18 protein-coding genes and 1 pseudogene are annotated in these 22,319 nt (G+C 63.3%); 8 read left to right on the forward strand and 11 right to left on the reverse strand.

The genetic code is table 11. The features are described 5' to 3' along the window. The 8 genes and pseudogenes from JANGC3_RS0104725 to tssK (JANGC3_RS0104755) form a co-directional block, all read right to left on the reverse strand. On the reverse strand, nucleotides 1–636 hold a 636-nt coding region (locus JANGC3_RS0104725), incomplete at its 3' end, for a type VI secretion system Vgr family protein (protein ID WP_017875331.1). Beyond that, nucleotides 633–1,421 carry a type IVB secretion system protein IcmH/DotU gene (gene icmH / locus JANGC3_RS0104730; protein WP_017875332.1) on the reverse strand — a complete coding sequence of 263 codons (789 nt, stop codon included), beginning with the start codon at nucleotides 1,419–1,421 and terminating at the stop codon, nucleotides 633–635. The genes icmH (JANGC3_RS0104730) and JANGC3_RS0104725, both read right to left, overlap by 4 nt. 8 nt (nucleotides 1,422–1,429) lie before the next feature. Beyond that, nucleotides 1,430–1,771 (reverse strand): annotated as a pseudogene (tssK, locus tag JANGC3_RS0104735) (type VI secretion system baseplate subunit TssK); the annotation flags it as partial. Between the two features lie 53 nt (nucleotides 1,772–1,824). Further along, the gene (locus JANGC3_RS32355) at nucleotides 1,825–2,667 is read right to left on the reverse strand and encodes a hypothetical protein (protein ID WP_157406454.1); all 843 of its coding nucleotides are present in this window, start codon (nucleotides 2,665–2,667) and stop codon (nucleotides 1,825–1,827) included. Between the two features lie 8 nt (nucleotides 2,668–2,675). Then, nucleotides 2,676–4,652 carry a peptidoglycan DD-metalloendopeptidase family protein gene (locus tag JANGC3_RS31225; RefSeq protein WP_081611759.1) on the reverse strand — a complete coding sequence of 659 codons (1,977 nt, stop codon included), beginning with the start codon at nucleotides 4,650–4,652 and terminating at the stop codon, nucleotides 2,676–2,678. Between the two features lie 9 nt (nucleotides 4,653–4,661). Further along, complete coding sequence (locus JANGC3_RS0104745) at nucleotides 4,662–7,604, reverse strand: type VI secretion system Vgr family protein (RefSeq protein ID WP_017875335.1); 2,943 nt, start codon at nucleotides 7,602–7,604, stop codon at nucleotides 4,662–4,664. Further along, nucleotides 7,601–8,389 carry a type IVB secretion system protein IcmH/DotU gene (gene icmH / locus JANGC3_RS0104750; protein WP_017875336.1) on the reverse strand — a complete coding sequence of 263 codons (789 nt, stop codon included), beginning with the start codon at nucleotides 8,387–8,389 and terminating at the stop codon, nucleotides 7,601–7,603. Before icmH (JANGC3_RS0104750) ends, JANGC3_RS0104745 begins: the two co-directional genes overlap by 4 nt. An 8-nt stretch (nucleotides 8,390–8,397) precedes the next feature. Further along, nucleotides 8,398–9,744, reverse strand: a complete 1,347-nt coding sequence (gene tssK / locus JANGC3_RS0104755) for a type VI secretion system baseplate subunit TssK (RefSeq protein ID WP_017875337.1) — start codon at nucleotides 9,742–9,744, stop codon at nucleotides 8,398–8,400. A 312-nt stretch (nucleotides 9,745–10,056) separates the two neighbouring features. Here tssK (JANGC3_RS0104755) and JANGC3_RS0104760 point away from each other — a divergent pair, with 312 nt between their 5' ends. The 8 genes from JANGC3_RS0104760 to tssH all read left to right on the forward strand — a co-directional run bounded on the left by JANGC3_RS0104760 (nucleotide 10,057) and on the right by tssH (nucleotide 19,537). Beyond that, the gene (locus JANGC3_RS0104760) at nucleotides 10,057–10,635 is read left to right on the forward strand and encodes a tetratricopeptide repeat protein (protein ID WP_026132556.1); all 579 of its coding nucleotides are present in this window, start codon (nucleotides 10,057–10,059) and stop codon (nucleotides 10,633–10,635) included. A gap of 115 nt (nucleotides 10,636–10,750) precedes the next feature. Further along, on the forward strand, nucleotides 10,751–11,257 hold the full coding sequence (gene tssB / locus JANGC3_RS0104765) for a type VI secretion system contractile sheath small subunit (RefSeq protein ID WP_026132557.1): 507 nt from the start codon (nucleotides 10,751–10,753) through the stop codon (nucleotides 11,255–11,257). Nucleotide 11,258: 1 nt separating this feature from the next. Further along, complete coding sequence (tssC, locus tag JANGC3_RS0104770) at nucleotides 11,259–12,743, forward strand: type VI secretion system contractile sheath large subunit (RefSeq protein ID WP_017875339.1); 1,485 nt, start codon at nucleotides 11,259–11,261, stop codon at nucleotides 12,741–12,743. Nucleotides 12,744–12,775: 32 nt separating this feature from the next. Beyond that, nucleotides 12,776–13,267 (forward strand): Hcp family type VI secretion system effector, encoded by a 492-nt coding sequence (locus tag JANGC3_RS0104775; protein ID WP_017875340.1) that lies wholly within the window; start codon nucleotides 12,776–12,778, stop codon nucleotides 13,265–13,267. A 168-nt stretch (nucleotides 13,268–13,435) separates the two neighbouring features. Then, entirely contained in the window at nucleotides 13,436–13,927 is a 492-nt protein-coding gene (tssE, locus tag JANGC3_RS0104780; protein WP_017875341.1) for a type VI secretion system baseplate subunit TssE, read from the forward strand. Between the two features lies 1 nt (nucleotide 13,928). Further along, nucleotides 13,929–15,773 (forward strand): type VI secretion system baseplate subunit TssF, encoded by a 1,845-nt coding sequence (tssF, locus tag JANGC3_RS0104785; protein ID WP_017875342.1) that lies wholly within the window; start codon nucleotides 13,929–13,931, stop codon nucleotides 15,771–15,773. Beyond that, nucleotides 15,737–16,810, forward strand: a complete 1,074-nt coding sequence (tssG, locus tag JANGC3_RS0104790) for a type VI secretion system baseplate subunit TssG (RefSeq protein ID WP_026132558.1) — start codon at nucleotides 15,737–15,739, stop codon at nucleotides 16,808–16,810. Before tssF ends, tssG begins: the two co-directional genes overlap by 37 nt. A 48-nt stretch (nucleotides 16,811–16,858) precedes the next feature. Beyond that, the gene (gene tssH / locus JANGC3_RS0104795) at nucleotides 16,859–19,537 is read left to right on the forward strand and encodes a type VI secretion system ATPase TssH (protein WP_017875344.1); all 2,679 of its coding nucleotides are present in this window, start codon (nucleotides 16,859–16,861) and stop codon (nucleotides 19,535–19,537) included. A gap of 385 nt (nucleotides 19,538–19,922) precedes the next feature. On the opposite strand, the gene JANGC3_RS0104800 is transcribed toward tssH, so the two are convergent. The 3 genes from JANGC3_RS0104800 to JANGC3_RS0104810 form a co-directional block, all read right to left on the reverse strand. After that, nucleotides 19,923–20,321, reverse strand: coding sequence for a hypothetical protein (locus tag JANGC3_RS0104800; RefSeq protein WP_017875345.1), 399 nt, complete (start codon nucleotides 20,319–20,321; stop codon nucleotides 19,923–19,925). A 109-nt stretch (nucleotides 20,322–20,430) separates the two neighbouring features. Next, nucleotides 20,431–21,492 carry a type VI secretion system protein TssA gene (gene tssA / locus JANGC3_RS0104805; RefSeq protein WP_017875346.1) on the reverse strand — a complete coding sequence of 354 codons (1,062 nt, stop codon included), beginning with the start codon at nucleotides 21,490–21,492 and terminating at the stop codon, nucleotides 20,431–20,433. Nucleotides 21,493–21,530: 38 nt separating this feature from the next. Further along, nucleotides 21,531–22,319: an OmpA family protein gene (locus JANGC3_RS0104810; protein ID WP_017875347.1), complete on the reverse strand. Its 789-nt coding sequence runs from the start codon at nucleotides 22,317–22,319 to the stop codon at nucleotides 21,531–21,533.

Genomic DNA, 22,319 nt, shown 5'->3' on the forward strand with positions numbered 1-22,319 from the left:
GCCCAGCCGGTGCCGCGCCTGCGCCGATCCGGCGGGCGCGGCGGCGGCGGCGGCGTCGTCCTGGTCGTGGTCGAAACGCCAGCTCAGGCCGTCGGCGGCGAGCAAGCGGGTCAGGAACGCCAGGTCGCTTTCGCGGTATTGCGTGACGATGGCGCGGCTGGCCAGCGTTTGCGTAACGTCGAAGTCGAAGCGCAACTGCGGATAGTCGGCTAGCAATTCGGTGATGATGGCGCGCGCGTCCTTGTCCTGGAAGATGTAGCTGTCGCGGCGCAGGCGGAGCATGGCCAGCGCCGGTTCCAGGCGCAGCCGGTAGCGCGCCACGCCACCGTCGGCGGCCAGCCAGGCGGCGCCGGTACAGATGCCGTGCCAGGCGCGCCGGCCGCCGTCCGGTTGCAGCAACGTCAGCGTCAGTTCCTCGCCGATGAAGACGGCCAGGTCCAGGTCGGTCGAGGTGCTCAGCGCGTCGACGTCGAAGCGGAACAGTTCGTTGACCGCCTCGCGCCCGCAAAATTGTTCGACCGCCAGCGTCTCGGGCAGGCTTGAGTCCTGCGCGCTGGCCAGCGTGAGCAGGCGGGCGTGCTGGCTCAGGCCGGTACCGAACAGGCCCGCGACGGTGGGCAGCGCCAGGCCCGTCACGGCAGGGTGATGCTCAGGTTGGCCGCCCGCGGGGCCAGGGTGACGACGTCGTTGTACGGACTCATCGCGGCGGCGGTGCCGCGCCCGAGCATGCCGCGCAGCCCGGCGTAGCCGAGCGCGCACACCAGCGCGAACACCGAACACAAGACCCACAGCGGCACGTCGTTGCGCAGCTTGTGGACGATTTGGTCGGGCCGCTCGGCGTGCGGCGCGAAGCCGGACTTGCGCCCCTTCATGTGGGCGATCTCGTCGCCCAGGCGCGCGGTCAGGTAGTTGAGTTTTTCCGAGCCCTCGATGATGTAGCGCCCCTGGAAGCCGAGCAACAGGCACATGTGGAACACCTCCAGCGCCTGCAGGTGGGCGCTGCCGCGCGCGCGCAAGCCCTCCAGGCGCAGGAAGAAGTTTTCGCCGGCCAATTGGTCGCCGAACAGCACCAGTTGCAGCGGCCGGCGCGCCCAGTCGTCGCGGATACTGAACGGCGAGCGCAGGATGATTTCATCGACCGCCGCGCAAAAGGCGTACTTGGCGGCGTCGATGTCGTCGGCCGAGGCGCCCTGTTTCTTGGCGCCGCGGCCGAAGTCGTCGAGAAACTGCGTCATCTTGTTGATGAAGTCGGTGTTGTCTTGCGGGCCGTTGCCGTTCTTCAGCATGAACAATGCGTAAAAGCCGTCGTACATCAAGTCCATCAGCGTGTGCGCGGTGCCGGGGCCGGCGGCCAGCGCGGCGCTGTAGGCGCTCTGGGTATGCGGGCCGGCAATCAGGGAGGGGGGGGCGGTAGTGGTCATGGCGGTTCTCAGGAGGTGACGGCGACAAGTTCAAGTTTCAGGTCGCGCATGCCGGACGGCACGTAGATCGAAATCGACTGTGCCTGCAGCATGCGCTCGTACATCTGGCCCTTCTCCTCGACGGCGAAGTAATACGTGTCGGGCCGCACCGGCACCGCCGCCGGCACCTGCGGCGCGTGCTGCAGGCGCACGCCGGGCATGGCCGAGAGGACGAATTTCTCGACGTCGTCGGGGGCGCCGATCTTGAAGCGCAGCGGCACCACTTCCACCAGTTCCAGCGCCGGCAGGTCGGCCGACACCGCCAGGTAGAAGGCGGTCTTGTCGTCGATCTTGCCCGAATCGAGCACGCCGTGGAAGGGCAGGACGGCTGATCGGGATATGCAATGGCGAAGTTATAAATATTTCAGCGAGGCGACACCCTTGTTAGAACTTCGCCTTCGCACATTTCATTCTCAATACCCTTATTTCTGGGTGCACTAGTATCGGTGCAAATCAACACATTAGAGCCTTTCTTATCTTTTTCTCTAAGATATGTGTTGTGAATTTCCATCTTCGAAGGCAAGTTGTCACTTGGAAACATCCCAATCCAGTCGAAACGATAACCATTTTTAATTTTTTTAACAGCAGGTGTTGGTTTCGCTTCGGGAAGTGGAGAATTTATCTGAACCGAGCTGCGCCAAATATTGCGCATTATTGCAATTTCAAAATCATATAAATAATAATCAACTGACATAAAATATCTTCCCGGCTTATAGTTGTATCTCAGGCAGCTTTTCTTAATAATTGCATGCGAAGAAGATGCTTCATTAACTGTAATCGTATATTCAGGACACAAGCCACCTTTTTCGCCTCTTGGCGAGGCAATTTGAAATGTATGCTCTACACCAGATTTGGAAAAAGTAATATTTCCTAAAATAGGATTGAGTTGCATTTTGAAATTGACGGCCCTTATCAATGTAATTTTCAAATTATCGTTTTTTTCCGAATCGGAAGACAAGGCAATCGCAGTCCAGCGAAGTTTGTCTTCATCGCCATATCGAATTTCATCAAGAATAGCGGCGCCTTTTTTTCCGCTTATATCCGAAGGATCTTCTCCTGTGGCAGTGTTGCCACACGGATTACTTGTGCAGTTGTATTCTTTAACAGGAACTTTTGTTGCTTTGAAAGAATCTCCAGTTTTATTTTCTTGCGCGTTTGTACATCCGAAAATAAATGGCAGTGTGATTAATAAGAAAAAATTTTTCATGTATTCGTTTATCTGTTCGTACAATTTTTAATGAAAAGCAAGGGATCTACACGGTTATTCAAACCTGTTATTTTTTTAAGAGCATCTTGTCTGACTTCAAAATGAAGATGTGCACCATTATTAATCGTAGTCATGCCTTCCGCACTGCCGGTGGAGCCAGTTTTTCCGATTACATCTCCTACGTTAACCGGAAAAGATTTTTGCGATGGTATTTCGCTAAGATGCGAGTAAAAAAAGCCTATGGTATTTCTTCCTGGGTTAACTTTTTTGAATATGGCAGCTTGCTCCTGCGGTAAGTCATTGACATTAACAACGAGTACTAATGTATTTCCATAATCGTATTTATAATAGGGAGACTTTGCGCTGTATACTACCCCATTGGCAACCGCGTAAATGTCCGTGCCTGGAACCGCCACTAGGTCAATGCCTTGGTGGGCACGTTTTCCGCCGTTGCGGGTCCAACCGAAGCATGCTCCTTTTTTATTTGCGAGAGTTGCTGTGCGTAGTGTGCAAGTAGCTAAAGGGTCATGCCACGAAGAGTCAGTGTTTCCGACCGCTGGAGGAGCCGCCACTTTCCCTCCCTGTGTCGGCGATGCTTCTTTAATATTAGTTCTCGCAGGTGCAATATTTTCTTTTTTGGTTTGCGGGGAGAGTGCTGGCTTCGGTTTCGGGGCGATAATTTGCGGCTGCGAGCTGAGAGCCGCAATGATTGCAGCAGCTGTCCGCGGTGGATTGGTGAATTGCTCTGCATCCTTTACGACAAAGCTATTGACATTAATTTTGGAATCAGTGTAAGAAAAAAGCCAACCTTTGTACGCGGCGACAGCATCACCATCGTATTGCGCGATCAATTGATCAACCTTTTTAATATTCTTTTTACCTAGCTGCTGAACTAATCTTTCTGTAGCCTCATCCCGCGTCAGTGGCTTGCCGATGCCGATAACGCGTTTTGCACCCTTTAATCCCTCATGGTGGAGCATATAAGCTACTTTTGCTTTGTCTTCCGGGGGAAGGTTTTCGATCTGATATTTTGTGTCCTTTGCAAAGTTCGTCAAGTTCTGCAGTGCATACGCGGCTGCGCCATCAATGGCGTATTTTGCAACAAGGCGATTCTTGAACTGTTCCGCCCTCTTCATTTTTCTGCAGTCAATATTGAGTAGCGACGAGGGATCGTTGAGCACGTCGGTCCACGCTGGAACAAAGAACTGCGCCAATCCTTGTGCTAAATCGGAATTGTATTCATTCGAATTTTCCTGCCATGTATTGTCTTTTTTTGCTGCTTCAGCATCGATAAGTGCTGCCAAAGACTGTGGCGTCAAGCCATATTTTTTCGCTGCAGCGATCACGTAGATCCGGTATCGCTCATTTCCGGGAGAGAGACGGAGGTTGGCCTCAGTGTAAATCGTCGCGATCGCATGTATGGGCCTGCCACTTTCGACGCGGGTTTGTTCGAAAGTTGTTTTTCCTTTTTCCAACTGAGCGTTTTGGACAATAGCGGTTTTGAGGTCGGAGGTGCTAGTCGCCGCATCGCCGCGTTGAGTTTGTAAAGTTCCATCGCTTTTAATTTTTCTGGAGTCTATTCCAACTTTCCATGTGCCAATTGGAAGGATCTCACGATCCAGCACCGGCATCATATTTTTATCGAGGTCTTCGATCCAAACTTTCAGCCCGCAAGCGTGGTCTTGAATGCAAAGATCCAGAGAGTGGTCGTCCTCAAAAGTGTATATTTCTTCTCGCCCGTCATATGCGACCTTAACTTTTTTAGGGGTAATGCGTGAGAAATCCATGCCTCGAAAATCGAGTAGCAATCTGCTGTCGGGTAGAGGTACATCATTATCAGGTATCCATAGTTTTTGCTTGATACGTAACTGATGTATTTTCTTTCCTTTAAGTCCATTCGCTTCTGCTAACTGCACTACGGTCACGCCGAAGCGTTTGCCAATTCTCCAAAGAGTATCGTTTTCGTCAACAATGTATTGTTTCATATTCGATCTTTACAAATGTTCTATGCTGCGGTCTTCGTCCAAGTCGCCGGCCTCGAAGGGATCTTCCTCGTCCTCGTCCTCAACATCACCTACCTCTTCAAAATGAGCGGTCCAGCCTTGGTAGCCGACCAGTGCACGATATTCTTGATTGCACGCGGCGGTCAGGACAGACGTCGAGCCGCCTCCACCAATTGTTCGTTGGGCAATTGCCTTACCTTGTTTGGGATCGTAGAAGGTCACAACAGCATCTGTCAGTGCCTCGCCTTCGGCACTGAAGCACATTATGGTGACTTCATGCGGCCCTATTTTATCCGCTTGCTTCGAAGGGAATTTGTTCAAACGGGTCGGTAGCCCAGGCAAAACCGCCGCCTTATTCGCCCCGCCTTCAAACACATGCTGGCCGCCCTTGACAGTGAAGCTGCCCGGGCAGGCGAAGGTGATGTCGCCGCCCTCCAGGGTGACGGACGATTGGCCGGCCTGCAAGACGATCTTTTCCTTGGCCTTGATCTCGATGACGTCGTTGACGGAGATGACGGTGATTTCCTTGTCGGCCAGTATCTCCAGCCGGTCGGTGTGGGCCTGCAACGACACCGGACCGTTGCCGGCGATGGCTTGGATGCCGCCCGAGTGCGTAAACCAGCCGGCCGCGTTGGCCGCCACCGACGCCACCGTGTGCGCCGCCGCCATGTGCAGGTCGGCTTGCGTGCTCCATTGCAGGTGCTCGCCGGCGAACAGCAGCGTCGAGCCGGGCGTTGCCCAGTTGACCGTGGACGGCGCTTCCATCAGCACAAGCGGCTGGGCGAACGCCTCCACCGGTTGCGCGGCGTCGAGCGCGCGCTCGCCGGACGCGGCTTTGAGCGCGCTGTGGCCGCCCACGCTGGCCACTTGCTTGCCTTTTTGCTTGGGGTCGATCTGCGTGATGAAGTCGGTTTGCGCCTGGTTGGCNTCCTTGCTGAGCAGGGCNGTTTGCGCGGCGGCGGCCTCGGCCAGGTTTTTNGACAATTCGCCGGCGCCGCGCAGCTGGGCGGCGGCTTCGGCGACGTCGAGCTGGGTCGAGCTGACGCCGCTGCCCTGTTTTACGCGCGCGCTGGTCGACACCAGTACGCCGGCGCCGCCGCGCAGCACGCCCCAGGCGTCGGTGCGCAGCTCGAAGCCGCTGCCGCGGTAGGCGCCGCGCTGGGCCGAACCGGGNGCCTGTTGCACCAGATGGCCCAGGTTNANCTGCGCCGCCGTGGCGCTGGAGGCCAGCCGCGTGCGCAACTGGCCCGACGTGTCGTCGATTTGCCACTGGTTGTAGCCGGCGCCGTCGAAGTTGTTGCTGTGGATGCCGGAGATGACGCCGGCGTGGTTGACGCCGGAGTCGACGCCGGCCGAATACGGCGGCGCGTCGGCGCCGGTGTAGAGCTGGGCCACCACCAGCGGGCGGTCGATGTCGCCTTCGATGAAGTCGACCAGCACTTCGGTGCCGATGCGCGGCGTGAATTGCGTGCCCCAGTTGGGGCCGGCCAGCGCCTCGGCCACCCGCACCCAGGTGCCGGACGCCTGGTCGCCGGGGGCGTTGCCGCGCGGGTCGGCCGGGTGCGCGGCGCCGCCGGCGTTGGCGCCATCGCCACGCTGCCAGGCGAACTGGATGCGGATCTGGTGGTCGCGCACGGTGGTGGCGACGCTGTCGGCCAGGCCGACCACCAGCGCGCTCTGGGCGCCGGCGGCCGTGCTGGCGCGGCGCGCGGCGGTGGCGCGCGGCACCACGGCGACGCTGCTGCGCACGCAGCCGAAGCGGTTGCGGTAGGTGCCCGCCTCGATGCCGTCTGGGTCAGTGCCGGCCGCGCCGGCCAGGCTGGCCGGGGCGGGGATCATGTCGAAGTTGTTGCGCGCCGCGTGCTCGACCCACAGGACGGTGAAGCGGTCGGCGCCGTCGGCGTAGCCGGCGTGCTGGGTCAGGCGGAAGGCGTGGCCGGCGGCCAGGCGGCGCACCGCGCCGGCGCCCTCGAAACCCTTGTTGTCGAGTTCCAGCGCCTGCAGCATCAGCCGGCTGTGGGCGTCGGCCGCGGCGGCGTCGGCGTGGCGCCGCTCGGCGCTGCCGTCGTACACGGCCAGCGTCGGCAGTTCGCCNAGCGCAAGGCTGGAGCGCTGCTCGGCNGCCGGCGCGACCAGTTGCGCCGGGTCCCAGGCGCTGATGCCGACCGCGTTCGATCGCGCCCGGCGTTGCGCGGCGAATGCGTCGATGGCGTCGTCGCTGTCGCTGGCGCGCACGCCGTGGAAGCGCAGCTCGGCGCCGCCGGGCGTCGGCGGCGCGACGGCGGCGGCGTCGAAGATGACCAGCCGGTGCCGCGCCTGCGCCGATCCGGCGGGCGCGGCGGCGGCGGCGGCGTCGTCCTGGTCGTGGTCGAAACGCCAGCTCAGGCCGTCGGCGGCGAGCAAGCGGGTCAGGAACGCCAGGTCGCTTTCGCGGTATTGCGTGACGATGGCGCGGCTGGCCAGCGTTTGCGTAACGTCGAAGTCGAAGCGCAACTGCGGATAGTCGGCTAGCAATTCGGTGATGATGGCGCGCGCGTCCTTGTCCTGGAAGATGTAGCTGTCGCGGCGCAGGCGGAGCATGGCCAGCGCCGGTTCCAGGCGCAGCCGGTAGCGCGCCACGCCACCGTCGGCGGCCAGCCAGGCGGCGCCGGTACAGATGCCGTGCCAGGCGCGCCGGCCGCCGTCCGGTTGCAGCAACGTCAGCGTCAGTTCCTCGCCGATGAAGACGGCCAGGTCCAGGTCGGTCGAGGTGCTCAGCGCGTCGACGTCGAAGCGGAACAGTTCGTTGACCGCCTCGCGCCCGCAAAATTGTTCGACCGCCAGCGTCTCGGGCAGGCTTGAGTCCTGCGCGCTGGCCAGCGTGAGCAGGCGGGCGTGCTGGCTCAGGCCGGTACCGAACAGGCCCGCGACGGTGGGCAGCGCCAGGCCCGTCACGGCAGGGTGATGCTCAGGTTGGCCGCCCGCGGGGCCAGGGTGACGACGTCGTTGTACGGACTCATCGCGGCGGCGGTGCCGCGCCCGAGCATGCCGCGCAGCCCGGCGTAGCCGAGCGCGCACACCAGCGCGAACACCGAACACAAGACCCACAGCGGCACGTCGTTGCGCAGCTTGTGGACGATTTGGTCGGGCCGCTCGGCGTGCGGCGCGAAGCCGGCCTTGCGCCCCTTCATGTGGGCGATCTCGTCGCCCAGGCGCGCGGTCAGGTAGTTGAGTTTTTCCGAACCCTCGATGATGTAGCGCCCCTGGAAGCCGAGCAACAGACACATGTGGAACACCTCCAGCGCCTGCAGGTGGGCGCTGCCGCGCGCGCGCAAGCCCTCCAGGCGCAGGAAAAAGTTTTCGCCGGCCAATTGGTCGCCGAACAGCACCAGTTGCAGCGGCCGGCGCGCCCAGTCGTCGCGGATACTGAACGGCGAGCGCAGGATGATTTCATCGACCGCCGCGCAAAAGGCGTACTTGGCGGCGTCGATGTCGTCGGCCGAGGCGCCCTGTTTCTTGGCGCCGCGGCCGAAGTCGTCGAGAAACTGCGTCATCTTGTTGATGAAGTCGGTGTTGTCTTGCGGGCCGTTGCCGTTCTTCAGCATGAACAATGCGTAAAAGCCGTCGTACATCAAGTCCATCAGCGTGTGCGCGGTGCCGGGGCCGGCGGCCAGCGCGGCGCTGTAGGCGCTCTGGGTGTGCGGGCCGGCGATCAGGGAGGGGGGGGCGGTAGTGGTCATGGCGGTTCTCAGGAGGTGACGGCGACAAGTTCAAGTTTCATGTCGCGCATGCCGGACGGCACGTAGATCGAAATCGACTGTGCCTGCAGCATGCGCTCATACATCTGGCCCTTCGCCTCGACGGCGAAGTAATACGTGTCGGGCCGCACCGGCACCGCCGCCGGCACCTGCGGCGCGTGCTGCAGGCGCACGCCGGGCATGGCCGAGAGGACGAATTTCTCGACGTCGTCGGGGGCGCCGATCTTGAAGCGCAGCGGCACCACTTCCACCAGTTCCAGCGCCGGCAGGTCGGCCGACACCGCCAGGTAGAAGGCGGTCTTGTCGTCGATCTTGCCCGAATCGAGCACGCCGTGGTGGTACGAGGGCTTGATCTCGGTCAGTGCGATGGCGAAGTATTTCGACGAGATGACGGTGTCGAGCAGGTCGCGGATGATGCCATGCACGGTCGCGAACGACGGCCCCGGGTCGCCGTGCTGGTAGGGCGGCAGGTCGGCCAGCGAATGGTTCTTGGAGAACGTCATCAGCGCCCCGGCCAGGCCCAGCAATTGCTCGTAGAGCCGCTCCGGGTGCAGCGCCGGGTGGTGGAAGTAGTGCGTCAGCGAGGCAAAAGCCGAGCTGGCCGTGTGCAGCAGCCAGAACGAGGACATGTCGCCGGAGCGGAATTCGATGACGTTCTTGCTCGGCTCGCGGTGGTGGCCGTACAGCGCGTTGACCTTGGCCTGCAGCGCGTCGATCAGGCGGCGCAGTTGCAGGAACAGGATGGGGGCGGCGCGGATCGACAGGCTGGGCGGCACGAACGTCGGGTCCGGCTCGAAGCCGCCGGTCGACAGGCGGCGCAGGCGCAGCAGCGGGAAGTTGACGTAGGAGTCGCGCGGCTCGGACTCGGCCACCAGGCGCAACGTCTTTTTCAGGAACGTCAGCTCGGCCGGCGCGGCCTGGGTGTACAGGTCGGGCGTGTCGAGGTTGGCCTGGCCGAAGCGGGCGGCGTTGCTGGGCTGGCCTTCGGGCGCGAAATTGCCACCGAAATGCTTGAACGAGGGCAGGGCGGCGTAAAACGTCATCGACTGCTGCGACTGCGGCAGCTTGCCCAGGTCGATCACCTCGGGCAGCTCGTCGCCGCCGGGCGCGTTGTATAGCTCGCCGTCCTGGAAGATCAGCGACAGTTCCAGCAGGCGCAGGGTGTTGTTGCTGAGCGCGTCGCGGTCGATCAGTAAGTGCCCCACGCCCCACAGGTAGGGGTGCAGCGCCTTGACGCTCTCGTGCAGCCGCTGCTCGTGGTACTGGTCTTGCTGCTGGAAATGCTGGGGGCGCAGGAACAAGCCCTCGCCCCATAAAACTTTGTTTGACATGCTCATGAAATACCTTTTGGCCGGACGACGGTGTCGCGCAACGAAAAATCGACGGGGCGGAACCAGACTGGCGCCGGCGCCGCGGCGGGGGCTGCGTGGTCGTGCTTCGTTGCAACTGCTATAACAATAACATTTTCTTTCAAATAATGGCGTTCTGCTGCACCGTATCGTGCCGCCCCGACAAATATTTAGCTGTCGGGCAACAATTATCATCATTTCAATTGTGCGCGGCAGAAATTGAAACATATGCTAATCTTTCGAAATACGAAATTAGCAACTGTATTGTCGTAACAACTGATCACTTTTTGAGGATACACCATGAGCAAACCGATTAATTTCCGCATTCTGCTGGGCGGCCTGGCCTGCACCTTGGCGCTGAGCGCCTGCACCGGACCTGCCGTGAAGGCGCCGCTGAAGCTGGAAGACATGATGGCGCAGGCCGGCGCCGCGTCGAGCGCGGGCCACAAGGAAGCGGCGATCGGTTTGTGGCAGCAGGCGGCGACGGCCTTCCCGGCCGACAAGGAGCCGTGGTTGCGCGTGGCGCAGACCAAATATGACGCCGGCCAGTACGGCGAAGCCATCATCAACGCCCAGGAGGTGCTGCTGCGCGACCCGGCCGACAAGGTCGCCAACAGCATCGTCGCCATCAGCGGCCTGCGCCTGTCGACGCGCGCGCTGAGCGACTTGAGCCGTCAGAACAATTTGACCGGCACGCTGCGCACCGAGTCGCAAGACCTGGCCAAGCTGCTGCGCGAAAGCCTGGGCGAAACCGTACTGGTGCCGGGCAAGGTGCAGCCGGTGCGCCGCAACACCGGCAACAGCGGCAACACCGGCAAGGCGGCCAACCGCGGCAGCGCCGAGCAGACCAGCGCCAATCCTTTCGACGGCCTGAAGTAAGCGGCTCGTCAGGCTTGCATGGCGCGGCTAGGCGCAAGCCGCGCGGTAATAAAACGTTTGCACCACCATGGCGTCGGATGGATGCCAGCTGAAAAAACTGTTGAATGGGGATGTCATGTCAAGAAAAGAAAGTGTCCAAAAGCGCCTGCAAAAGGTCCGTCCGCCACGCGTGCAAATGACCTACGACGTTGAAATTGGCGACGCGATCGAGAACAAGGAGCTGCCATTCGTGATGGGCGTGGTCGGCGATTTCGGCGGCAACTCGGAAGTCGAGCAAAAACGCCTGAAGGAACGCAAGTTCGTCGGCCTGGACCGCGACAACTTCGACGAAGTGATGAAGGGCGTCGAGCCGCGCGCCGCCTACCAGGTGGCGAACGAGCTGGGCGAAGACGGCGGCACCTTCGCGGTCGACCTGAAGTTCAAATCGATGGACGATTTCCGCCCGGAGGCGATCGTCGGCCAGGTCGAGCCGCTGCGCAAGCTGTTGGAGGCGCGCACCAAGCTGGCCGACCTGCGCAACAAGCTGGCCGGCAACGATAAGCTCGAGGACATCCTCAACGACGTGTTGAACAGCACCGAAAAGTTGGCCGAGCTGGGCCAATCCACCGCCAAGAAAGACTGATATGTCCGCCCAACTGACCCCCGCGTCCGGCGCCGCCACGCACACCGAGATTAATTTGCTCGACCAGATCGTCGAGCAGAGCAAGGTCGCCAAGTCCAGCGTCGAGCACGCCCGCGCCAAGGACATCATTTCCGAGCTGGTTAACCAGGTCATGGACGGCACCGTGGTGGTGTCGGACAACCTGGCCGCCACCATCGACGCCCGCGTGGCCGAGCTGGACCGGATGATCTCCAGCCAGCTCAGCGCCATCATGCACGCGCCCGAGTTCCAGAAGCTGGAAAGCAGCTGGACCGGCCTGCATTACCTGGTGAAGAACACGCCGACCGGCCAGAACCTGAAGATCAAGATGCTCAACGCCACCAAGAAGGAGCTCGTCAAGGACTTCCAGAGCGCGCTGGAGTTCGACCAGTCGACCATGTTCAAGCAAGTCTACGAGGAGGAGTTCGGCACCTTCGGCGGCGCCCCGTTCGGCGCGCTGCTGGGCGACTTCGAGATCACCCGCCAGCCCGAAGACATGTATTTCATCGAGCAAATGTCGCACGTCGCGGCCGCCTCGCACGCGCCGTTCATTNCGTCGGCGNCGCCGGAGNTGTTCGGCCTGGAGACGTATAGCGACCTGGGCAAGCCGCGCGACTTGGCGAAGGTGTTCGACACCGTCGANTACNNCAAGTGGAAAGCCTTNCGCNAGTCCGAGGATTCNCGCTANGTCGGCNTGACGCTGCCGCGCTTCCTCGGCCGCCTGCCGTTCAACCCGAAGGACGGCGCCACCACCGAGGGCTTCAACTTCGTCGAGGACGTCGACGGCAGCGACCACCACAAATACCTGTGGTGCAACGCCGCCTACGCCTTCGGCACCAAGCTGACGGCCGCCTTCGACGACTTCGGCTGGTGCGCGGCGATCCGCGGCGTCGAAGGCGGCGGCCTGGTCGAAGACCTGCCGACCCACACCTTCAAGACCGACGAGGGCGAAGTGGCGCTGAAGTGCCCGACCGAAATCGCCATCACCGACCGCCGCGAGAAGGAATTGAGCGACCTCGGCTTCATCTCGCTGGTGCATTGCAAAAACACCGACTACGCGGCCTTTTTCGGCGCCCAGTCGACCCAGAAGGCGAAGAAGTACAACTCGGACTCGGCCAACGCCAACGCCGTGCTGTCGGCCCAGCTGCAATACATCTTCGCCGTCTCGCGCATCGCCCACTACATGAAGGCGATGATGCGCGACAAGATCGGCAGCTTCGCCGCCGCCTCGAACGTCGAAGACTTCCTGAACCGCTGGCTGACGCAGTACGTGCTGCTCGACGACAACGCCAGTCAGGAGCAGAAGGCCCAGTTCCCGTTGCGCGAAGCCTCGGTGCAAGTGTCGGAAGTGCCGGGCCGCCCCGGCGTGTACCGCGCCGTGTCCTTCCTGCGCCCGCATTTCCAGCTCGACGAGCTGTCCGTTTCACTCCGTTTGGTCGCGGAGCTGCCGCAGTCGACCAAAGCGTAACCTTTTTTTTAACACCAACCGAAGGAACTATTATGGCAATTGACGTCTACCTGCAAATCGATGGCATCAAAGGCGAATCCACCGATGCCACCCACAAAGATTGGATCGAGTGCAAATCGGTGCAGTGGGAAGTGCTGCAACCTAAGTCGGCCACCGCGTCGACCGGCGGCGGGCATACCGCCGAGCGCACCGAACACAAGGACATCGTGATCGCCAAGCTGGCCGATCTGGCAACTCCGCTGCTGCTGCAGAATTGCTCGTCCGGTAAAACCCTGCCAAAGGCGAAGATCGAGTTCCTGCGCGCCGACGGCCAGGGCGAACGCATCAAGTATTTCGAAATCGAACTGGAAAACGTTCTGATCAGCAGCGTCGCGCCCGCCGTGCACGCCGGCGACATCCTCAGCGAAAACCTGTCGTTGAAATACTCGCAGGTCAAGTGGAAATACACGCAGCAGAAAGTGGGCGGCGGCTCCGGTGGTAACACCTCCGGCGGTTGGAACCTGTCGACCAATAAAACGGTCTAAGCAGTCCTTGGCAGCAAGCCGGTTGTCCGCAACTGGTTGTAACATCGGTACCAGGCACACCGCCTAGCCGCATGGCCGGCAGGAGGAAACCGCGGCGTTTCGTGCGTTGCGGTATTTTTTTCGCCGCCAAGCGGCCTGAGCGGTCCGCCGTTTTTTCGAGGATTGCCAATGAACGGTTTTACGCCGGGATTGTTCGACCGCCTGATGGACGGCCCGCTCCACGGCGCGGCCGCCGGCACGGTCACGCGCCTGACCATCGAAGACATGAAGGACACCGTCGCGCGCGACCTGGAGGCGCTGCTGAACACCCGCACCGTGATCCCGGAAACGCTGCTGCTGAGCTTTCCCGAATGCGCCAAATCCATCGTCACCTACGGCTTGAACGACTTCGCCGGCCTGAGCCTGTCGAGCGCGGACGACCGCGCCCACATCTGCCAGTGCCTGGAACAGGCGATCGCCCGCCACGAGCCGCGCCTGCGCGAGGTGCAGGCCTCGGTCGAGGTGCAGCAGGGCTCGATCAACCGCCTCAATTTCGCCATCAAGGCGCTGCTGGTGCTCCATTCGGCGCAGGAACCGGTCAATTTCGACGCCATCCTGCAGCCCTCCAGCCTGCATTACACCATTAGCAAGGCGCGCCGCCCGGCGTCGCCGGGAGCCTGATTTGGACGAACTGTTACCGTACTACGAGCGCGAACTGGGATTTTTGCGGCGCTATTCGCGCGAATTCTCCGAGCGCTACCCGAAAATCGCCGGCAGCCTGCTGATCGGCGGCGAGGTCTGCGAAGACCCGCACATCGAACGCATGATCCAGTCGTTCGCGCTGCTCAACTCGCGCATCTCGAAGCGGCTCGACGACGACTACCCCGAATTCACCGAAGCGCTGTTCGAGGTGCTATACCCGCATTACCTGCGGCCGTTCCCCTCCTGCTCGATCGCGCGCCTGGACTACAGCGCCGCCGCCGCGCAGATGACGGCGGCCAGCGAAATCGCCCGCGGCACCGAGCTCACCACCCGCCCGGTCAAGGGCGTCGCCTGCACCTTCCGCACCGCCTACCCGGTGACGGTGGCGCCGATCGCGCTGAGCGCGGCCAGCTTCGCCGCCATCATGGAGGCGCCCGAGGCGATCGAGCTGCCGCCCAGCGTCACCTCGAGCCTGAGCATCACGATCGACTGCAGCGCCGAACAACTGGCGCTGGGCCAGCTGGGCCTGAAGTCGCTGCGCGTGTTCATCGACGGCGAAGCGTCGTTCTGCGCCGCGCTGCGCGACGCGCTGTTCATGCGCACCGTCAAGGCCTACGTCGAGGCCGACCACAACGGCCGCTGGACGGCGCTGGCCAAGCTGCCGCTGGCGGTGGCCGGCTTCGACGAGGACGAGTCGCTGATCCCGTTCTCGGCGCGTTCGCACCCGGCCTACCGGCTGCTGACCGAGTATTTCTGCTTCCCCGAAAAATTCAACTTCTTCGACATCGACCTGGGCGCCGCCTGCGCCGCGCTGCCGTCCGGCTGCCGCAGCCTGACGCTGCACCTGGCGCTGAGCGGCCTGCGCACCGATTCGAACACCGCGCGCATGCTCGGCACGCTGTCGACCAACAACGTGCTGCTCGGCTGCACCCCGGTGGTCAACCTGTTCCGCCAGCGCGGCGAGCCGATCCGCCTGACCCACACCTCGGCCAGCTACCCGGTGCTGGCCGACGCCCGCCGCGCCTACGCCTACGAGGTGCAGGCGATCGACTCGGTGAAGCTGGTGCGCCAGACGCCGCAGGGCGAATCGGTGGTCGAGTTCCGCCCCTTCTATTCGCTGCGCCACGGCGAGACGCCGGAGAAGGACGGCCACTACTGGGTGATGCGGCGCGACGAGGTGATGGCGCGCCAGAGCCCCGGCTACGAGACCGAGATCTCCATCGTCGACATCGACTTCGACCCGGCGGCCATTGAAACCGACACGCTCAGCCTGGAGCTGAGCTGCACCAACCGCGACCTGCCGGCCTCGCTGACCTACGGCCTGCGCGGCGGCGACCTGTTCTTCGAGGGCGGCTCCAGCGTCAGCACCATCAGCTTCCTGCGCAAGCCGAGCGCCTCGCACCGCTTCCAGCGCGGCCGCGGCGCGCACTGGCGCCTGATCTCGCACCTGGCGCTGAACCACCTGTCGCTGGCCGGCAGCGGCCTGGAAGCGTTCCAGGAAATGCTGACCTTGTACGACCTGCCGCGTTCGGCCACGTCGCAGCGGCAGATCGGCGGCATCGCCGCGATCTCGCACCAGGCCGCCAACGCCTGGCTGCCCGGCAATCCCTTCGCCTGCCTGGTGCGCGGCATCGAGGTGCGCCTGAGCATCGACGAGGAAGCCTTCGTCGGCAGCGGCATCCACGCCTTCGCGCACATCGTCGAGCGATTCCTCGGCCTGTACGTGCACGCCAACAGCTTCACCCGACTGCTGGTCGTGTCGAAGAAAACCGGGGAGGAGCTGTTGCGATGTACACCACGAAGCGGCGATTTGAGCCTAGTGTAATCGAGCGCCTGTTCGCGCAGCCGTACCGCTTCCAGTTCTTCCAGGCGGTGCGCATGCTCGAACTGTGGCTCAAGCGCAACGGCATGGCCCAGGAGGGCGCGGTCGCCAACTTCCTGCGCTTCCAGAACTCGCTGTCGCTGAACTTCCCGGCCAGCCAGTTGGAGGCGCTCGAGCCGGAGCCGCGCGCGCTGCCGCGCGACGCCCGCGCGCTGGCCGACGCGCTGCGGCGCGCGGAGTTGAAGTACATCCGCATCACGCCGGCCTTCATGGGCTTTCTCGGCACGGCCGGCGCGCTGCCGCTGCACTACACCGAGCGCATCGCCGCGCACCAGTTGTATGAGAAAGACGAGGGCCCGCGGGCCTTCCTCGACACCTTCTCGAACCGCGCGCTGGCCCTGTTCTACGAGGCCTGGCGCAAGTACCGGCTGGAGCTGAAGTACCAAATCGAGGGCAAGGACCGCTTCCTGCCGCTGCTGCTGTCGCTGGCCGGCATCGGCAACGACTCGCTGCAAAAGCGCCTGACCGAGGGCGGCGTGCTGGACGAATCGGTTGGCTATTTCGCCGCGGCGATGCGCCACCGGCCGGCGTCGGCGGTGTCGATCGGCCAGGTGCTGGGCGAATACTTCGGCGTGCCGGTCGGCGTGACGCAGTTCGTTGGCTGCTGGTACGACGTGCCGGGCGAACAGCAAAGCATGCTGGGCGGCGTCAACGCCACGCTCGGCTCGACCGCGCTGGTCGGCGCCCGCGTCTGGCAACGCGACCTGCGCCTGCGCCTGACGGTGGGGCCGCTGGCGCGCGCCGACTTCGACGCCTTCCTGCCGGGCGGCAAGGCGGCGCGCGCGCTGCGGCAGATGCTGACCATGTTTACCGGCCTGTGCCTGGAATACGAGGTGCAACTGGTGCTGCGCGCCGCCGACGTGCAGGGCATCCACCTGGGCGCCGGCGGCGCCGGCCGGCTTGGCTGGGACAGTTTTCTCATCACCGGCGCGCATGCGCGGGACCGCGCCGAGGTCCGTTACGACATCCATGCGCTGTAGCCTGCCTTCACACTTGAACCGACAACTAACAATAAGAGGAAGCCGTACATGAGCATCAACCTGAAAACGCTGATCAGCAAGCTAAACGACACGAGCCGCGTGGCGGCCACCCGCGCCGCCAGCATTTGCGTCGGCCTCGGCCAGTACGAAGTCGACTTGGAGCACCTGTTCCTGGCGCTGCTCGAGCAGCCCAAGAGCGACTTCGCGGTCATGGCGCGCAACAGCGACATCAGCGTCAGCATGCTGGAAGCGGACCTGCAAGCCGAAGTGGCGCGCCTGCAGACCGGCAACGCGCGCACGCCGGTGTTTTCGGCGCGCCTGCCGAAGCTGTTCGAACACGCCTGGCTGATCGCCTCGCTCGACATCCAGGCCGGGCGCCAGGCGCAGATCCGCAGCGCGCACCTGCTGCAGGCGCTGCTGACCGAACCGGAACTGGCGCAACTGGCCTACCGCGGCTCGAAGCTGTTCAACCGCTTCAAGCTCGACGACATCAAGCACAATCTCGACAAGCTGACGGCCGGTTCGCAAGAGGCGACCCAGGCGCGGGCGGCCAACGAGGCCGCGCAGCAGCAGGACGAAGGCGAGGGCGGCGACCCGGTGGGCGACATGGCCGGCCGCGCCGCCGCCTCGAAGACCCCGGCGCTGGACCAGTTCACCACCAACCTGACCGGACGCGCGCGCGACGGCAAGGTCGACCCGGTGATCGGGCGCGACATGGAAATCCGCCAGGCCATCGACATCCTGATGCGCCGGCGCCAGAACAACCCGATCCTGACCGGCGAGGCCGGCGTCGGCAAGACCGCCGTGGTCGAGGGCCTGGCGCTGCGCATCGCGCTGGGCGACGTGCCCGACACGCTCAAGGGCGTGGAAATCCACACGCTCGACATGGGCCTGCTGCAAGCCGGCGCCAGCGTCAAGGGCGAGTTTGAAAACCGCCTGAAAAACGTCATCGACGAGGTCAAGAAAAGCCCGCACGCGATTATCCTGTTCATCGACGAGGCCCACACGATGATCGGCGCCGGCGGCCAGGCCGGCCAGAACGACGCCGCCAACCTGCTGAAACCGGCGCTGGCGCGCGGCGAGCTGCGCACCATCGCCGCCACCACTTGGAGCGAATACAAGAAGTACTTTGAAAAAGACGCCGCGCTGGCGCGCCGCTTCCAGGTCGTCAAGGTCGAGGAACCGAGCGAGGAACTGGCCTGCGCGATGTTGCGCGGCATGGCCCCGCTGATGGAAAAGCATTTCAACGTGCGCGTCTACGACGAGGCCATCACCGAGGCGGTGCGCCTGTCGCACCGCTACATCATGGGCCGCCAGCTTCCCGACAAGGCCATCAGCGTGCTCGACACCGCCTGCGCCAAGGTTGCGCTGGGGCAAAACGCCACGCCGGCGCTAATTGAAAACCTGGCGCGCAAACTCGAACGCATCGACGCCGAGGCGGCCTCGCTGGAACGCGAGCAAAGCAGCGGCGCCAGCCCGGGCCACACGGCGCGGCTGAAGGAACTGCGCGCCGCGCGCACGACGGCCAGCGACGAGCACGCGACGCTGGTGGCGCGCTGGGAAACCGAAAAAAACCTGACCGGGCAAATCAAGGCGGCCCGCCTGGCGTTGGAAAGCGGCGCTGCGAGCGGCGCCAGCCAGACCGGCGACCTGCAAGCCCTGCTGGCCGAACTGAAGACATTGCAGGGCGAGCAGCCGATGGTGCCGGTGCAGGTCGACGGCCACGTGGTGGCGGAAATCGTCGCCGGCTGGACCGGCATTCCGCTCGGCAAAATGGTCAAGGACGACATCAAGAACGTGCTGGGCCTGAAGGCCCTGCTGGAAGAGCGCGTGTTGGGCCAGTCGCACGCGATCGAGGCGGTGGCGCAGCGCGTGCGCACCTCGCGCGCCAACCTGGACGACCCGAACAAGCCGAAGGGCGTGTTCATGTTCGTCGGCCCGTCCGGTATCGGCAAGACCGAAACGGCGCTGGCGCTGGCCGATGTGCTGTACGGCGGCGAGCGCAAGCTCATCACCATCAACATGAGCGAATACCAGGAGGCGCACAGCGTCTCCGGCCTGAAGGGCTCGCCGCCGGGCTACGTCGGCTACGGCGAGGGCGGCGTGCTGACCGAGGCGGTGCGGCGCAACCCGTACAGCGTGGTGCTGCTCGACGAAGTCGAAAAAGCCCATCCGGACGTGCTCGAGCTGTTCTTCCAGGTGTTCGACAAGGGCGTGCTGGACGACGCCGAAGGGCGCGAGATCGACTTCAAGAACACCATCATCATCCTGACCTCGAACGTCGGTTCGAGCACCATGATGCAAGCCTGCCTGAACGTCGAGGCGAAGGACTTGCCGACGCCGGCCGAGCTGGAAGAGAAGATCCGCCCGCAACTGGTGAAGGCGTTCAAGCCGGCCTTCCTGGGCCGCCTGAAGGTGATCCCGTACTATCCGATCGCCGACGACGTGCTGGTGCAGATCATCGCGCTCAAGCTGGGCAAGATCGCCCAGCGCATCGCCACCAACCACAAGGCCGACTTCGCCTACGACGAGGCGCTGGTGGAGGCGGTGCTGGCGCGCTGCACCGAAGTCGACTCGGGCGCCCGCAACGTCGACAACATCCTCAACGGCACCTTGCTGCCGGAGATCGCCGAGTCGGTGTTGACCAAGATGGCCGAGGGCAGCAGCATCAGCAAGATCAAGGTCAGCGCCAACAAGCAGGGGCAGTTCAAGTACACCATCAAGTAAGGGATACGGCGCCGTTTCGCCCGCCGCTTCGTGCCGCGGGCGGCGCGGCGCGTTTCGCCCTGAACATGCCTGGGGATATATGAAGCAAATTTTGCTGCTGGCGTGCGCGCTGGCCTAGTCCAACCTCGCGTATGCTTTCAAGGGCGAGTTGTCTTTTTCGACGTCGCAGGGAAAAGTTGAGCATTCGCTGAAATCGAGCAACTGGCGCGTCGATAAGAAGACGGTTCCATCGTTTGACTATAACCACGGTCAAACCGGACCCGGTTGCGCCTTTCGCGCGTCCGGGGATATGGTCGCCGGTTTTGCATTTGATTGCATGAACGCGCATGATATTTAAACTGTCGACTGCCAGTGAAGGTGGCCGATCGCGCCAGGACAGGCATGCTTACCGGGGAATCTCGGCGTTGTCGGGCAGGACGATGATGCCCTCCGGGTCCTCGCTGGTTTGACCATCCATGATGACGAGCTTGTCGCGCGACCAAAATAGTTGTGCCATCGGCATGCCGGCGACGCTGGACTCGCCAACGAATCCGCCATCGGCCGTGTAGGCTCGCACATAGCCCCGCGTGGCGTGGCGCGCGTCGGCATCCTGGCCCGACGCCGATAGCCGCAGCAGGGATTCCTCAACGTTCATTACCTTGTACTGTTGATAGTAAAAGGCCTTATTCGGGCTGTATTTTTTCTCTCCGTAGGGCGAGCCGCGGTGCCAGACAGAGTAGGCCATATAGGATGTCGCTGCGCTGACGGCTGTCAGCAGCAGCCAGAATTTCTTTCTCTTTACCACGGTATAGCGAACTCCATGCTTTGCAGTATTTTAATTTTTCAACCATGCCGGCGCGGAGCCCGCATGTCTGGCTTCACGCAGCGGCAGCGAGGGCGGCGGCCTGTGTCGCTTATTCGGAGCCGGCCGGCTGGACGCCAAGCAGTTCTTCGATGTGGGCCAGCGAGCCAGCGTCCTTGACGACCGAACGCAACCAGGTGTGCAGATCCTGCTCGCCGGCGTCGGCCGCCTTGTCGGCGAAATACGATACCGGGCTGTGCGGCTCGGTGCGGCGGAAGAATTGCGCCACCAGCCGCAGTTGCTGCAATGCCTGGGCGCGTGTGTTCAGCGCGCCCGGCGCACCCGCCGGCGCAGCCGGCTGGGCCGTTTGGCCCGGCTGGTCCGGCGCGTGTGCCGTGCCCGCGGGGTGGGCGGGCGCGGTGCCGGCGCCTTCAACGCCGGCGCCGGCCGAAGCCGCCGGCAGCGTGCGCAGCATGTCTTGCAGCGCGTCGCGCGCGGCCGAAAAGCCCGGGCTGTCGTTGCCCAGGCGGGCGTCGGCCACCTGTTCCAGCGCCTTCAAGGCGTCAATGCAGTCGCGCGCGTCGCTCGCCAACGCGGCGTTGAACTGGGGCGAGCTATTGCGCCGCGCCGTTTCCAGGTCGGCCAGCTTTAGGCTGCCCGCCGGGCGCGCGCTCTCGCTCAGGTTGGCCACCTTGCGCGCCACTTCGAAGTCGATGCTGGAATAGCCGCTGTCGCGTCCCTCGGTCAGCGGCATCGCCCGCACCAGCGCCGGAACGCGGCTGAGGATCCAGCTCAGGTTGCCGATGCGCTGGTCGTGGTCGTCGCCGTCGGACTCCGGGTACAGGCCCAGGTCCCAGAACCGCTCGCACAGCCCGGCCAGCAGGCGCAGGCCCTCGCCCAAGCCGCGCAAGTGCCATTGCGTGGCGCCGGCCTCGGTCAGCCAAACCGCCAGGCGCAGGTCTTTGCTGGTGTTTTCCAGCAGCGCGGCGCAGCGGCGGGCGACGAAGTCCCAGTCCGCTTCCTTCAGTTCGGTGACCCATTCGCCCTGGTCGAGCGAAGGGTCGTCGAAGCGCCGCGCCAGGCCGATGGCGTCCAGGTCGGCGGAGAAGGACAGGTCGGCGCCGCTGGGCTGGGCGTCGCTGATCGGGGACAAAAGCTGGTTCGCTGAAAACATGTTTACCTCGTGATTGGTGTCAAACGCCTGGCGCGGGCTTATTGCGCCAGGCGGAATTCGATGCGGCGGTTGCGCGCGCGCCCCTCGGCGCTGTCGTTGCCGGCGATCGGCCGGTCCGGCCCCTGGCCGGAGGCCGTCATCAGGTCGGCTTTGATGCCCTTGTCCGACAGGTAGACCTTGACGGCTTCGGCGCGCGCCTTGCTGAGGTTCTGGTTACTCAGGCGCACGCCCTGGTTGTCGGTGTGGCCGATCAGCTCGACCTTGCGGTCCTTCAGCTTGAGCATGGCGCCGGCCATTTCGTCGAGGATGGCGCGGCCCGACGGCGTCAGGGTGGCCTTGCCGCTCTCGAATTCGACGGTGCGGTTGGCCAGCGTGTTGTCGAGCACGTTTTGCTCGGCGGCGGCCACGCGCAGGCCGTTGTTGACGGTGTAGGTCGGGTTCAGGCTGGTGGCGATGTCGCTGGCGATTTTCTGCCGCAGCGCCTCGTTGGCCACTTCGCCGCGCACGCTGACGACGCTGCCGTCGATGTTCAACTGGCCGCGGCTAATTTGCTTCAGGTTCGGCGTGATCAGCTTTTGCACGTAGGCGTTCCAGTTGGCCGGCAGCGCCACCTGGCCGACCGCGATCTGGTCGACGACCTTGTCGGCGCCGTACAGTTCGCGCAGACGCGCCAGCACGGCGGCCTTGCTGGTTTCGTCCGGCACGGTGCCGCTGACGAGCACCTGGCCCGGTTGCGGCGTGGCCGTCGGTGGCACCGTGGTCTGGGCCGGCGCGATCGACGCGGTCAGGCTCAGGCTGAGGAGGAGGGCGGTGCGGATGTGGCGCAT

It is taken from the genome of Janthinobacterium sp. CG3, assembly GCF_000344615.1.
In the GTDB taxonomy this organism is placed as follows: Bacteria; Pseudomonadota; Gammaproteobacteria; order Burkholderiales; family Burkholderiaceae_D; genus Janthinobacterium.